14 protein-coding genes are annotated in these 12,469 nt (G+C 66.8%); 10 read left to right on the top strand and 4 right to left on the bottom strand.

Going from position 1 to position 12,469, the window contains the following annotated elements:
• Positions 1-5: 5 nt before the first annotated feature.
• From ACFDS3_RS04735 to ACFDS3_RS04690, 10 genes are all read left to right on the top strand, one after another.
• On the top strand, positions 6-566 hold the full coding sequence (locus tag ACFDS3_RS04735; protein WP_375261196.1) for a NifU family protein: 561 nt from the start codon (positions 6-8) through the stop codon (positions 564-566).
• Entirely contained in the window at positions 559-1,146 is a 588-nt protein-coding gene (tsaB, locus tag ACFDS3_RS04730; protein ID WP_375261195.1) for a tRNA (adenosine(37)-N6)-threonylcarbamoyltransferase complex dimerization subunit type 1 TsaB, read from the top strand. The genes ACFDS3_RS04735 and tsaB overlap by 8 nt, the downstream gene beginning before the upstream one ends.
• The gene (locus ACFDS3_RS04725; protein ID WP_375261194.1) at positions 1,143-1,550 is read left to right on the top strand and encodes a GNAT family N-acetyltransferase; all 408 of its coding nucleotides are present in this window, start codon (positions 1,143-1,145) and stop codon (positions 1,548-1,550) included. The genes tsaB and ACFDS3_RS04725 overlap by 4 nt, the downstream gene beginning before the upstream one ends.
• A gap of 160 nt (positions 1,551-1,710) precedes the next feature.
• Positions 1,711-2,706: a BMP family protein gene (locus ACFDS3_RS04720; RefSeq protein ID WP_375261193.1), complete on the top strand. Its 996-nt coding sequence runs from the start codon at positions 1,711-1,713 to the stop codon at positions 2,704-2,706.
• 68 nt (positions 2,707-2,774) lie between these two features.
• On the top strand, positions 2,775-4,361 hold the full coding sequence (locus ACFDS3_RS04715; protein WP_375261192.1) for an ABC transporter ATP-binding protein: 1,587 nt from the start codon (positions 2,775-2,777) through the stop codon (positions 4,359-4,361).
• Positions 4,361-5,467 (top strand): ABC transporter permease, encoded by a 1,107-nt coding sequence (locus ACFDS3_RS04710; RefSeq protein ID WP_375261191.1) that lies wholly within the window; start codon positions 4,361-4,363, stop codon positions 5,465-5,467. The genes ACFDS3_RS04715 and ACFDS3_RS04710 overlap by 1 nt, the downstream gene beginning before the upstream one ends.
• Before the next feature lie 31 nt (positions 5,468-5,498).
• The gene (locus ACFDS3_RS04705) at positions 5,499-6,464 is read left to right on the top strand and encodes an ABC transporter permease (RefSeq protein WP_375261190.1); all 966 of its coding nucleotides are present in this window, start codon (positions 5,499-5,501) and stop codon (positions 6,462-6,464) included.
• A gap of 3 nt (positions 6,465-6,467) precedes the next feature.
• Positions 6,468-7,274 (top strand): purine-nucleoside phosphorylase, encoded by an 807-nt coding sequence (locus ACFDS3_RS04700; RefSeq protein WP_375261189.1) that lies wholly within the window; start codon positions 6,468-6,470, stop codon positions 7,272-7,274.
• A gap of 73 nt (positions 7,275-7,347) precedes the next feature.
• Positions 7,348-8,259: a sulfite exporter TauE/SafE family protein gene (locus ACFDS3_RS04695; RefSeq protein WP_375261188.1), complete on the top strand. Its 912-nt coding sequence runs from the start codon at positions 7,348-7,350 to the stop codon at positions 8,257-8,259.
• Entirely contained in the window at positions 8,259-9,011 is a 753-nt protein-coding gene (locus ACFDS3_RS04690; protein ID WP_375261187.1) for a TIGR02186 family protein, read from the top strand. Before ACFDS3_RS04695 ends, ACFDS3_RS04690 begins: the two co-directional genes overlap by 1 nt.
• On the opposite strand, the gene ACFDS3_RS04685 is transcribed toward ACFDS3_RS04690, so the two are convergent.
• The 4 genes from ACFDS3_RS04685 to ACFDS3_RS04670 all read right to left on the bottom strand — a co-directional run bounded on the left by ACFDS3_RS04685 (position 9,002) and on the right by ACFDS3_RS04670 (position 12,278).
• Positions 9,002-10,537: an ATP-dependent RecD-like DNA helicase gene (locus tag ACFDS3_RS04685; protein WP_375261186.1), complete on the bottom strand. Its 1,536-nt coding sequence runs from the start codon at positions 10,535-10,537 to the stop codon at positions 9,002-9,004. The genes ACFDS3_RS04690 and ACFDS3_RS04685 overlap by 10 nt on opposite strands.
• 42 nt (positions 10,538-10,579) lie before the next feature.
• Positions 10,580-11,218, bottom strand: coding sequence for an acyl-homoserine-lactone synthase (locus ACFDS3_RS04680; RefSeq protein ID WP_375261185.1), 639 nt, complete (start codon positions 11,216-11,218; stop codon positions 10,580-10,582).
• 90 nt (positions 11,219-11,308) lie between these two features.
• Positions 11,309-12,043, bottom strand: a complete 735-nt coding sequence (locus ACFDS3_RS04675; RefSeq protein ID WP_375261184.1) for an autoinducer binding domain-containing protein — start codon at positions 12,041-12,043, stop codon at positions 11,309-11,311.
• Positions 12,044-12,089: 46 nt separating this feature from the next.
• Positions 12,090-12,278 (bottom strand): hypothetical protein, encoded by a 189-nt coding sequence (locus ACFDS3_RS04670; RefSeq protein WP_375261183.1) that lies wholly within the window; start codon positions 12,276-12,278, stop codon positions 12,090-12,092.
• Positions 12,279-12,469: the final 191 nt, after the last annotated feature.

Here is a 12,469-nt window from a genome sequence, read left to right as displayed (position 1 = left end):
CGCCCATGTTCATCCAGACCGAATCCACGCCGAACCCCGCGACCCTGAAGTTCCTGCCGGGCCAGACCGTGCTCGAGACCGGGACCGCAGACTTTCCCACGCGCGAAGCGGCGCAGGCCTCGCCGCTGGCCAGCCGGATCTTCGACATCGAAGGGACGACCGGGGTCTTCTTCGGCAACGACTTCGTGACCGTCACCAAGTCCGAGGCGACCGAATGGGATCACGTGAAACCGTCGATCCTGGGCGCGATCATGGAGCATTTCCAGTCCGGCCAGCCCGTCATGGCGGGTGAGAGCGACCACGCCTCGGGCCACGCCGAACACACCGGCCCGGACCAGGAGATCGTCGTCCAGATCAAGGAACTGCTCGACACCCGCGTGCGCCCTGCCGTGGCGCAGGATGGTGGCGACATCACCTTCCACGGCTTCGACCGCGGGGTGGTCTACCTGCACATGCAAGGTGCCTGCGCCGGGTGCCCCTCGTCGACGCTGACGCTGAAGATGGGGATCGAGAACCTGCTGCGGCACTACATCCCCGAGGTGGTCGAGGTGCGGCCGGTTGCCTGACCGGACCATCCTTGCCTTCGACACATCGGCCGCGCATTGCGCGGCCGCTTTGCTGTCGGGGGGGCAGATCGTGGCCGAAGCCTTCGAAGAGATGCCCCGCGGTCAGGCCGAACGGCTGATGCCGATGGTGGCCGAGTTGCTGGAGCGCGCGGGCGTGGCGGTCGCCGACGTGGATGCCATCGGGGTCGGGACCGGGCCGGGGAACTTCACCGGCATCCGCGTGGCCGTCGCGGCGGCGCGCGGGATGGGGCTGGGGGCCGGAGTGCCTGCCATCGGCATCTCGGGCTTCGACCTGCTGGCCGAGGGCGTCGAGGGGCGGGCGCTGGTGCAGATCCCGGCGCCGCGCGGCGCGTCCTACCTGCAATGGGTCGAGGACGGCGTGCCGCAAGGGGCGCCGTGGCTGGCCGAGGTGCTGCCTGACGCGCGCGTGGCCGAAGGGGCGATCGACTGGTCCACCGGGGCGGCGCGGATTGCGCGACTCGCAGCGGACCGAATGGGCGCGGCCATGGCCCGCCCTGCCCCGCTGTATATCCGCGACGCGGATGCCGCCCCCGCACGGCCGGTTCCCCCGGTCAGATGACGAACGAAGAGCTTGCCCGGCTGCACGCAGCCGCGATGGCGCTGCCGCGCCCCTGGGCCGCGCACGAGATCGGGACGCTGCGGCTCATGCCCGGGGGGATCGAATGCGTGCGGCCCGAGGGATTCGCGCTTGGCCGGATCGCCGCCGACGAGGCCGAGCTTCTGACCGTCGCCGTCCACCCGGATGCCCGCCGGCAGGGCGTCGGCCGGGCCCTTCTGGCGGCGTATCACGACGCGGCCAAGCGTTGCGGCGCGGTCACGAGTTTCCTTGAGGTGGCAGAGACGAACGATGGCGCCCGCGCCCTGTATGCCGCGGAAGGATATGGGGAAATCGGCCGTCGGCCCGGCTATTACACTGAGGTCGCTCCGCCCGTTGCCGCAATCGTGATGTCGCGCGTCCTCTGACGCGCCGTCACATGCCTGAAATAACGCCGCCTCGCGTTGAGGAGAGCGGAATTGCCGCGCGACTCCCTTGACCCTTCATCTGCCCTCCGGCCTTATCGGGCCATCAACAAGAGGGCGGCCGTCAGCGGCCGCCCCGGATACCCAGGGAGATACCCGACCCATGACGCTCATGCACAAGTTCCTGACGGCCGCTGCCGCCACGGCCCTGTCGGCCGGCGCCGCGCTGGCCGAGCCCGGCCTCATCATCGACCTTGGCGGCAAGTTCGACAAATCCTTCAACGAAAGCGCCTATACCGGCGCACAGCGCTGGGTCGAGGAGACCGGCGGCGACTACATGGAGACCGAGCTTGCCTCGGAAGCGCAGCGCGAGCAGACCATGCGCCGCATGGCCGAGCGTGGCGCGAACCCGGTCGTCGTGCTGGGCTTCGCCAACGCCTCGACGTTGGAACAGGTCGCGCCCGACTATCCCGACACCAAGTTCGTCATCGTCGACGCCGTCGTGGACCAGCCGAACGTGCAGTCCATCGTGTTCTCCGAGCACGAAGGCTCGTACCTTGTCGGCATGATGGCGGCGATGGCCTCGGAAACGAACACGGTCTCGTTCGTCGGCGGGATGGACGTGCCGCTGATCCGCAAGTTCGCCTGCGGCTATGCCCAGGGCGCCAAGGCGGTGGACGAGGATATCGAGGTCATCGCGAACATGACCGGCACCACGCCCGCTGCGTGGAACGACCCGGTGAAGGGTGGCGAGTTGGCCCGCTCGCAGATCAGCCAGGGTTCGGACGTGATCTTTGCCGCAGCCGGCGGCACCGGCGTGGGCGTCCTGCAGGCCGCCGCCGACGAGGACGTGCTGGCCATCGGCGTCGATTCGAACCAGAACTTCATGCATCCGGGCACCATGCTGACCTCGATGGTCAAGCGCGTGGACAACGCCGTCTATGACGCGTTCGAGGCGGGCGAGAACGTCGAGCCCGGCGTGCAGGTCAAGGGCCTTGAGGACGAGGGTGTCGCCGTCGCCATCGACGAGTACAACGAGGACCTCGTGACCGACGAGATGATGCAGCGGGTCGAAGAGGCCAGGCAGCAGATCGCCTCGGGCGAGATCGACGTCCACGACTACACCGAAGACGACAGCTGCCCCGCGCTGACGTTCTGATCGCACGATGCTAAGAGGGGTCCCGTGCCTTGCGGTGCGGGGCCCTGTTCATTTCCAGAGGAACCGCCATGACCGCACCGGCCATCGAGCTTCGCGGGATCTCCAAGTCCTTCGGCCCCGTCCATGCCAACAAGGACATCGACCTGCGGGTCATGCCCGGGACGATCCACGGCATCATAGGCGAGAACGGCGCGGGGAAATCCACGCTCATGTCGATCCTCTACGGCTTCTACAAGGCCGACAGGGGCGAGATTCACGTCCGCGGCGAAAAGGTGGACATCCCCGACAGCCAGGCGGCGATCCGCGCCGGCATCGGGATGGTGTTCCAGCACTTCAAGCTGGTGCAGAACTTCACCGTGCTGGAAAACATCGTGCTGGGTGCCGAAGGCGGTGCGCTGCTCAAGACGTCGCTGGGGCGGGCGCGCAAGTTGTTGAAGCAGCTGTCCGAGGAATACGAGCTGCATGTCGATCCCGATGCCCTGATCGAGAATCTGGGCGTGGGAATGCAGCAGCGGGTCGAGATCCTGAAGGCACTGTACCGGCAGGCGGACATCCTGATCCTCGACGAGCCGACGGGCGTGCTGACGCCGTCGGAGGCCGACCACCTGTTCCGCATCCTCGAAGGGCTGAAGCGCGAGGGCAAGACTGTCATCCTGATCACCCACAAGCTGCGCGAGATCATGGAGGTGACCGATACGGTTTCGGTCATGCGCCGCGGCGAAATGACGGCGACGGTGAACACCGCAGGCACCAGTCCCGAGGAGCTGGCCGAGCTGATGGTCGGCCGCAAGGTCCTCTTGCGCGTCGAAAAGGCGCCGGCAAAGACGGGCGATACGGTGCTCGAGGTTCGAAATCTGCAAGTCATCGACGAGGCGGGCGTCGAGCGGGTGCGCAAGATATCGCTTGAGGTCAAGCGCGGCGAGATCCTCGGGATCGCCGGAGTCGCCGGGAACGGCCAGTCCGAGCTTCTGGAAGTGCTGGGCGGGATGCGCGAGGGCACTGGCGAGGTGCTGCTGAACGGCAAGCCGCTGGCGCTTTCGGGCAAGGGCTCGGACGCGCGGACGCGGCGGCGGGTCGGCATCGGGCACGTCCCCGAGGACCGCCAGCGCGAGGGTCTGATCATGAATTTCCACGCGTGGGAGAATGTCGGCTTCGGCTACCACGACGACCCGCGCTACAACCGCGGGCCGCTGATGAACAACCGCGCCCTGCGCGAGGATGCCGAGGCGAAGTTCGCGAAGTTCGACGTGCGCCCTGCCGACCCGTGGCAGAAGGCGCAGAACTTCTCGGGCGGGAATCAACAGAAGATCGTCATCGCCCGCGAGCTGGAGAAAGAGCCGGACCTGCTGCTGATCGGCCAGCCCACCCGCGGCGTCGATATCGGCGCGATCGAGTTCATCCACGAGCAGATCGTCGCCCTGCGCGACCAGGGGAAGGCGATCCTGCTGGTGTCGGTCGAGCTCGACGAGATCATGTCGCTGTCGGACCGCATCGCGGTGATGTTCGACGGGCGCATCATGGGCGAGCGGTCGCCCGCGACGACGAACGAGCGCGAGCTGGGCCTGCTGATGGCTGGCGTCACCGACACCGAGCACGAACATTCGGCCGAGGGGGGCGCAGAGAACCTCTCGCGGTCCACCGGAAAGGTCCGCTGATGCAGAAGCTTCCCACCTGGGTCGACGTGGCCCTCATCCCCGCGATCAACCTGGCGCTGGCGCTGGTGGTGTCTGGTATCGTCGTCAGCCTGATCGGGCAGGACCCGTTCGAGGCGCTCGCCATCATGGTCAACGGCGCGGTCGGTTCGACCTATGGCTGGGGCTACACGCTGTTCTACGCGACGAACTTCGTGTTCACCGGCCTTGCCGTGGCGGTCGCCTTCCACGCCAAGCTGTTCAACATCGGCGGCGAGGGCCAGGCGCAGCTGGGCAGCCTTGGGGTGGCGCTGGTCTGCCTTGCGGTGCCGTGGCCGCACTGGGCGCTGGCCCTGCCGGCCGCGATCGTGGGCGGCGCACTGTTCGGCGCGGCGTGGGCCGCAATCCCGGCCTACCTGCAGGCCAAGCGCGGCAGCCACATCGTCATCACGACAATCATGTTCAACTTCATCGCCTCGGCGCTGCTGGTCTACCTGCTGGTGGGTGCGCTGAAGGCGCCGGGCATGGCGCCCGAGACGGTGCGCTTTCCCGAAGGCGCGCGGCTGCCCTCGGCGCAGGAGGTGCTGGCCGTGATCGGCATCCCGTTTTCGCGCACGCCGCTGAATGTCAGCTTCCTTGTGGCGCTGGTGGCCTGCTGGGGCGTGTGGCTGCTGCTGTGGCGGATGCGGCTGGGCTACGAGATCCGGGCCTTTGGGCATTCGGAACCGGCGGCGCGATACGCCGGGATATCGCCGCTCAGGATCACGATGCTGACGATGCTGATCTCGGGCGCGCTGGCCGGGTTGATGGCGATCAACGCGGTGATGGGCGAGCAGGAGCGGCTGATCCAGGACAACGTGCTCGGCGCCGGGTTCGTCGGCATCGCGGTGGCGCTGATGGGGCGGTCGCATCCCGTGGGGGTGCTGTTGGCCGCGATCCTGTTCGGCGCGCTCTACCAGGGTGGCGCCGAGCTGGAGTTCGAAACGAACGTGCCGCGCGAGATGGTCGTGGTGATCCAGGCGCTGGTGATCCTGTTCACCGGCGCACTCGACGGCATGGTGCGCGGGCCGCTGGAAAAGAGCTTCCTGCGGTTCCGCACCAAGCCGAAGCCCGGCGTTCCCGCCGAATGATCGCGCGCCACACGGGCTCAGAGGGGCTGACATGACCTATATCGACATCGTCCAGATCTTCGATTCGACCATCCGCCTGGCGACGCCACTGCTACTGGCCTGCCTTGCCGGCCTCTTCAGCGAGCGGTCGGGCATCGTGGATATCGGCCTCGAAGGGAAGATGCTGGTCGCGGCCTTCTTCTCGGCCGCGACCGCCGCGCTGACCGGAGACGTCTGGCTGGGGCTGCTGGCCGGGATCGCCGCGGCGGTCGTGTTCTCGCTGATCCACGGGGTCGCCTCGATCACGTTCCGGGGGGACCAGCTGATCTCGGGCGTGGCGATCAACTTCCTGGCCGCCGGCATGACGGTGCTGATCGCGCAGGACTGGTTCCAGCAGGGCTCGCGCACGCCGTCCCTGACCGGCGACGCGCGCTTTGGGTCGATCGACCTGCCCTTCGCCGAGGCGCTGTCGGGCGTGCCGTTCCTCGGCCCGCTTTATGCCGACGCGCTGTCGGGGCACACGATCCTTGTCTATGTCGGCTTTCTTGCCGTCCCGGCGACATGGTGGGTGCTCTTCCGCACGCGGTTCGGCCTGCGCCTGCGGGCCGTGGGCGAGAACCCCGGCGCGGTGGACACCGCCGGCGTCTCGGTCAACCGGCTGCGCTATGCGGCCGTGCTGATCACCGGGCTGCTGACCGGTCTTGCGGGCGCCTACCTTGCCACCGGGCTGGCGGCCGGGTTCACCAAGGACATGACGGCGGGCCGAGGCTACATCGCGCTGGCCGCGCTGATCTTCGCCAAGTGGCGGCCGTGGTACGCGCTGTTCGCCTGCCTGCTCTTCGGGTTTCTGCAGGCCGTGTCGAACCGCTACTCCACCCTGGATTTCGGCCTGATCGAGATCCCGAACGCCTTCGTCCTCGCCCTGCCCTACATCCTGACCGTGGTGATCCTGGCGGGGTTCGTGGGACGGGCCACGCCGCCGCGCGCCGGTGGCGAACCCTACGTGAAGGAGCGCTGAGTGATGCCCGACCGCGAATCCGCCGACCTCGTCCGTTTCATCCATGACCGCGCGGGGGCCGAGCCGGTGCGGCTGGGCCTGATCCTGGGCTCAGGCCTTGGCCATGTCGCGCAGGCCGTGGACGGGGTGTCGATCCCCTACGACCAGCTACCGGGTTTTCCCCATGCCGGGGTTTCGGGGCATTCGCCCGAGCTGACCATCGGCACGCTTGAAGGGCAGCGGGTCGCCGTGCTGGGCGGACGGGCGCATTACTACGAAAAGGGCGACCCGCGGGCGATGCGCCTGCCGCTCGAGGTGCTGGCGGCGCTTGGGGCCGAGACGCTGATCGCGACGAACGCCGCCGGGTCACTGGCCGCCGAGATGCCGACGGGGTCGATCATGATCCTGTCGGACCACATCAATTTCTCGGGCCTGAACCCCCTGATCGGCGAGCCGACAGACAGCCGCTTCGTGCCGATGACCGACGCCTACGATCCGGAGCTGCGCCGCCGCCTGCGCCGCGCTGCCTTGCAGACCGGGACGCCGGCCTTCGAGGGCGTCTATGCGTGGTACTCCGGCCCCTCGTTCGAAACGCCGGCCGAAATCCGGGCGATCCGCACGCTGGGCGCCGATGCGGTCGGCATGTCCACAGTGCCCGAGGTGATCCTGGCGCGCTACATGGGGATGCGCGTCGCCGCGATCTCGGCCATCACCAACATGGCCGCCGGGCTGTCGTCGGAGAAGATCGGCCACGCCCATACCAAGGAGATGGCCCCCCTGGGCGCCGCCAAGCTCGAGACCGTGCTGCGACGGGTGCTGGCCGACCTCTAAAAGGCGCTGGAACATCTGGCGCGCTCCGCCGGATCATGAGACATCGGATGGCATCGACGCACGAGGCGTTTCCTTGCAGCTTTACCTTCCCATCGCCGAAGTCTCGGTCAATGCATACCTGATCCTCGGGATCGGGGGCATCGTCGGCATCCTGTCGGGAATGTTCGGCGTGGGCGGAGGCTTCCTGATCACCCCCCTGCTGTTCTTCGTGGGCATTCCGCCTGCGGTGGCCGTGGCGACATCCGCGAACCAGATCGTGGCGTCGTCCGTATCGGCCGTCCTGGCCCATATCCGGCGCAGGACAGTCGACTTCCGCATGGGCTGGGTGCTGCTGGCCGGGGGCCTCGTCGGGTCGGCCATCGGGGTCTGGATCTTCACCATCCTGCGCCGGCTGGGCCAGGTCGATCTGCTGGTGAACCTCTGCTACGTCGTCTTCCTCGGGATCATCGGCGGCCTGATGTTCATCGAGAGCCTGAACGCCATCCGCTCGTCACGCAGCGGCAAGCGCCCCCAGCGCAAGCGGCACAACTGGATTCATGCGCTGCCGATGAAGATGAAGTTTCGGACCTCGGGGCTTTACATCTCGGTCATTCCGCCGGTGCTGGTCGGCATGGCGGTCGGCGTGCTGGCGGCGGTCATGGGCGTGGGCGGCGGCTTCATCATGGTGCCCGCGATGATCTACCTGCTGGGGATGCCCACCAAGGTCGTGATCGGGACGTCGCTGTTCCAGATCATCTTCGTCACGGCCTTCACGACGATCCTGCACGCCACCACCAACTACAGCGTGGACATGTTGCTGGCGCTGCTTTTGCTGATCGGCGGGGTCGTGGGCGCGCAGTTCGGCACCCGGCTGGGTAGCTACCTGAAGGCCGAGCAGTTGCGCATCCTGCTGGCGCTGATGGTCCTGGCGGTGTGCGGCAAGCTGGCGCTCGACCTGCTGCTGCGCCCGAACGAGCTGTACTCCATCGGTCTGGCGGGCGCGTGATGTATCGGCTGATCCTCGTCCTCATGCTTCTTGCCCTGCCCGCTTCGGCGCAAGAGATCGTCGCGGGGCTCAGCCAGAACCGCATCTCGATTTCGGCGAATTTCGACGGATCCGAGATCCTGATCTTCGGCGCGGTGAAGGACAGCAATGTGCCGATCGACGAGGAAAGCGGTGTCATCGTCACGATCGAGGGGCCGAAGGCGCCCCTGACCGTCCGCCGCAAGGACCGTCTTGGCGCGATCTGGGTGAACCGCACCTCGGTCGAGATTGACGAGGCGCCGAGCTTTTATGCCGTGAACACGTCGGGGCCGCTCGAACGCATCCTCGACTATACCGAGAACCTTCGGCACGAGATCACCGTGAGCGAGGCCATCCGTTCGGTCGGCGCACCGCCAGAGGTGACCGACAGCCTTGCATTCACCGACGCGCTGGTCCGCATCCGCGAGGGAAGCGGTCTCTATCAAACGAATATCGGTGCGGTGACGGTGCGCGAGGCGACGCTGTTCAATACGTCGTTCATCCTGCCGGCGAACCTGTTGGAGGGCGTCTATACCGCGCGCCTGTTCCTGACCTCGGGCGGTGAGGTCGTGTCCGAGGCCTCGCAGACGATCTATGTCGAAAAGGTCGGGCTGGAGCGGTTCCTGTATAGCCTCGCTCACGAGCAGCCGCTGGCCTATGGGTTCCTGTCGCTTGCCATCGCGATTGCCGCAGGCTGGGGTGCCTCGGCCGTGTTCCGCTACATTCAGTCCTGAGCGCCGGGCTCGAGCGTCAGGGCGGCGGGCGTGGCGTCCAGGTCATCTGTGCCCAGCGCCTCGGCCGGGCGAGCGAGGCGGTTGCGCATGACCCAGAACAGCCGGGTTTCGGCGCGCGTGATCGCGACATAGGCAAGGCGCTTCCACAGGGGCTGCCCGGCTTCGACCCGGCCGACACGCGCGGCGGCCCAGAGGTCGGGGGCGAAGACCTGCACCTCGGGCCATTGCGAGCCTTGCGCCTTATGGATCGTGACGGCGGCGCCGTGAAGGAAGGCGGCGCCCATGCGAGCGGCGAAGGGGATGAAGGGCTCTTCCTCGTCCGGCATCTCGATCTTGACGATCGAGGCGACGTTGACGCGGGGATCGGGGGCGCCGACCACGTGCAGGCGCGAGAAGCCGGGCTTCTTGCCCTCGCCCAGATAGATCACCTGCGCGCCCTTGATGAGGCCCCGCGCCTCGAGGTCGATGCGCTTCTTGCGGTGCTTCAGGGGCAGCTCGATCCCGTCGCAGATCAGCGGCTCGCCCGGCAGCAGCGCATCGGCGGGGGCGCCATAGGCGGCACGGAAGGCATGGATCAGGCGGATGCGCGTGGCGTTGCGCCAGACCAGGACAGGCGAGCGCGCCATCTTGGCCGCCTCGACCCGGCCGGCGACGACGACGCGGTCATCCTTAGCGGCGGCGTTCTCGACCATCTTCTCGAACATCTCGAACGTGAGGTCGGGGTCGGCGAGCGCGTGGGCGAGGTCGAGGATGGGATTGCCGGCCTCTTGCCGGTGCACGCGGCTGAGATGAACGACACGCTCGGGCGGCAGGTCATCGAATACCATGCTGCCTGATTGCTGCACGGGGGCGAGCTGCGCGGGATCGCCGAACAGGAGGAGCGTCGGAAAGATCTCCTGCAGATCCTCGAACTGGCGTTTGTCGAGCATCGAGGATTCGTCGACCATCCCGATGTCGAGCGGCTCGTCCCGCCGCTTCCAGCCCGAGATGAAGTCCGACCCGCGCAGACCGGCGGCGGCGAGCGCGCCAGGGATCGAGTTCATCTGCTGGAAGAAGGCGTAGGCGCGGTCCAGCGCCTGTTCTGTCATGCCCTCGATCTCGACCTCGGGGCGGTCGCCCTGCCCCGACAGCCATTCGGCGATGCGCTCGTATTCCGGGGCATAGACGGGGGTATAGAGGATGCGGTGGATCGTGGTCGCCGGAACGCCGCGGCTGCGCAGGACGCTGGCGGCCTTGTTGGTGGGCGACAGGATCGCGAGGGTGCGGTGATCGCGCTTGCGCCGCGCCTCGTAGTCGCCCGAGATCACCTTGACCCCGGTATCCGCGAGCGCGTGGTAGAGGGTCGACAGCAGCATCGTCTTGCCCGACCCGGCCTTGCCGGTCACGCCCATGACGGACGAGCGGCCTTCTTGCAGAGGGGTCAGCTTTGCCTGGTCCAGGTCGACACCCGCGTTGCGGAGCAGGTCGTGGACCATCGCCCTGGCGCGGGACTGGTCGGGGGAAAGTACGGGAAGAGGCTCGGCCATGGCCCCCGGCTTATCGCGCGCCGGAGGCCGTGCCTAGGCCTGTCAGGCGACGGCTTTCATGGTTGCCGCGGCCGCGTCGCGGAAGGCCGTGCGAAACCAGGTCTCGGATTGCTGGGAGGTGATGCCCGCGCGACGCATCAGCTTGGCATGGGCGGATTCGGTGAACTCCCACAGGCCGACGCCGATGGCGTCCGGGCCGTCGCCCGACATGCCCAGGATGTCGGGCGAGCCACCGAGCATCTTGTAGACCCGGATCATCCGGGCATCGAAGACGCCGACGAAGTGATCGAGATAGAAGCCCCGCAGGATCTCTCCGCCAGCGAGCATCAGCGCCGCCGAGATGCGGGGCGAGGCGTCGGGGGCGAGGCAGAAGCGGGTGCATTCCCAGATCAGCGGGCTTTCGATGCGCACGCCATCGGTCAGGTCCAGGAAGTGTTCGTTGACCATCGTGCGGCCCGTGGTGGGCAGGAACCGCATGGAGCCGCCGTGGGTGCCGTCGGGCTGCTCCCAAATCACGTAGAGGGGGTTCAGCACGTCGTACTGGTCGCGCTCGTGGCCGTTTTCGTCGACCGTCACGTCCCAGCCCAGACGGTCGTGGAACTGCGCCGCGCGGTGACGGAACATGCTGTCGGCGAGGACGGGGAAGTTGACGAGCTCGTTGGCGTAGACGTAGCGGATCATCGGTGGGGCCTCCTGGGCGGGCTTGGAATGATCCTATTCAGCCCAGGAGGAATTAAGCGTTCCGCGCCGTGCCGCGCACCGGATTAACCTTCAGGTAAGGATCAGTCCGAGACGAACGGCCCGAGCGATGGCGCCTGTGGTGTTCGCGGCGCCGAGCTTGTGGCGCGCGCTCTCGATATAGACGCGCAACGTGTGCTCGGAGATGCCGAGCTGGTCCGCCGCACGCCCCCGGTTCACACCCATCGCGAGGTATTTCAGGGCTTCGGTCTCGCGCGGAGACAGAGAAACGTCGTCGGACGTCGCGAGGTAGCCACAGATTTCGAGCACCTTGCGGTTCACGAAATGCCCGAGCAGAATTAGCGCACGACCGTTGCGATCCTTGAACTCTGCCCACTCTTTCGCGCTGCCCTGAAGCGTAGCGGTTAGGTGGGCGAACTGGCCGCGCGGTCCGTGGATCGGGATGGTCAGGCCGTTGTTCCCGATGGCGAATCGCTCGGCATCGGCGGCGAGCTTCTGGGCGCGCTTGCTGCTCCAATCAAGCTGGCCCCACTCGATCACGTGAAAGCCCTGCGCGGCGGCACGAATCACCGGGTCCACCGCTTGAAAGTTCTCGGCGATGTAATGCGTGCGCCAGGCGTCGGTGTAGGTCCCCGCGCCGATCAACTCGCCGCCCGCATTCACCCAGTGATAGAGAAGATGGCCTGCGCCGATCTCGTCCCGGACTTGCGCGATCCGGGCTTCAAGGTCCGGGATGGTTTGCGCGCTGTCCATGTGTTCGATCGCGGCAGCGACCGCATCGTCCGGTGACAGTTGGTCCAAGAGCATCGGCTCCCTCCATAGGCAGATGGAGCTTCCGCGTCTTGAACGTGTCTCAGGCCAGCTTGACGCTGAGACCTGCCTGCTGTGCAGCTGCGCCGCGCACCGTTCCGTCACCACGCACCATGCTCGACCGGGCCACTACTGTGGTTTCGTCAAGCTTCGACACGAGGTCTTCAAGACCGTTAAGCGCCGCGAACTCCCGCAGGTCGTTCAAAACCTGGATCATCCAATCTTGTTTCATGACGTAACTCTCCTGAAAGTCCTAACGAACTCTTAACCACGGTCTGTTAATTTCTAACTTAACGTTTGGTGCACAAAGCGAACCTCACCAGAATTGGGTAGGCTGGAAATGCAGTCGGCCCAGCCGAGTGGCAGGACAATCGCAGTTGGCCTCACGCCTCGGCTAAGCCATTGAGAACCTTTCGAAGGAAG

This window comes from Palleronia sp., from assembly GCF_042089775.1.
In the GTDB taxonomy this organism is placed as follows: domain Bacteria; phylum Pseudomonadota; class Alphaproteobacteria; order Rhodobacterales; family Rhodobacteraceae; genus Palleronia.
The sequence above is the reverse complement of the archived record's forward strand: the minus strand, read 5'-3'. Positions and strand labels throughout refer to the sequence as shown.

Excerpts from the sequence above, each read along its gene's own strand:
- ACFDS3_RS04675 (WP_375261184.1), bottom strand. The coding sequence starts at position 12,043 with ATGCTCTTGGACCAACTGTCACCGGACGATGCGGTCGCTGCCGCGATC.
- ACFDS3_RS04680 (WP_375261185.1), bottom strand. The coding sequence starts at position 11,218 with ATGATCCGCTACGTCTACGCCAACGAGCTCGTCAACTTCCCCGTCCTC.
- ACFDS3_RS04685 (WP_375261186.1), bottom strand. The coding sequence starts at position 10,537 with ATGGCCGAGCCTCTTCCCGTACTTTCCCCCGACCAGTCCCGCGCCAGG.
- ACFDS3_RS04720 (WP_375261193.1), top strand. The coding sequence starts at position 1,711 with ATGACGCTCATGCACAAGTTCCTGACGGCCGCTGCCGCCACGGCCCTG.
- ACFDS3_RS04690 (WP_375261187.1), top strand. The coding sequence starts at position 8,259 with ATGTATCGGCTGATCCTCGTCCTCATGCTTCTTGCCCTGCCCGCTTCG.
- ACFDS3_RS04735 (WP_375261196.1), top strand. The coding sequence starts at position 6 with ATGTTCATCCAGACCGAATCCACGCCGAACCCCGCGACCCTGAAGTTC.
- ACFDS3_RS04705 (WP_375261190.1), top strand. The coding sequence starts at position 5,499 with ATGACCTATATCGACATCGTCCAGATCTTCGATTCGACCATCCGCCTG.
- ACFDS3_RS04715 (WP_375261192.1), top strand. The coding sequence starts at position 2,775 with ATGACCGCACCGGCCATCGAGCTTCGCGGGATCTCCAAGTCCTTCGGC.
- ACFDS3_RS04725 (WP_375261194.1), top strand. The coding sequence starts at position 1,143 with ATGACGAACGAAGAGCTTGCCCGGCTGCACGCAGCCGCGATGGCGCTG.
- ACFDS3_RS04700 (WP_375261189.1), top strand. The coding sequence starts at position 6,468 with ATGCCCGACCGCGAATCCGCCGACCTCGTCCGTTTCATCCATGACCGC.
- ACFDS3_RS04670 (WP_375261183.1), bottom strand. The coding sequence starts at position 12,278 with ATGAAACAAGATTGGATGATCCAGGTTTTGAACGACCTGCGGGAGTTC.
- ACFDS3_RS04710 (WP_375261191.1), top strand. The coding sequence starts at position 4,361 with ATGCAGAAGCTTCCCACCTGGGTCGACGTGGCCCTCATCCCCGCGATC.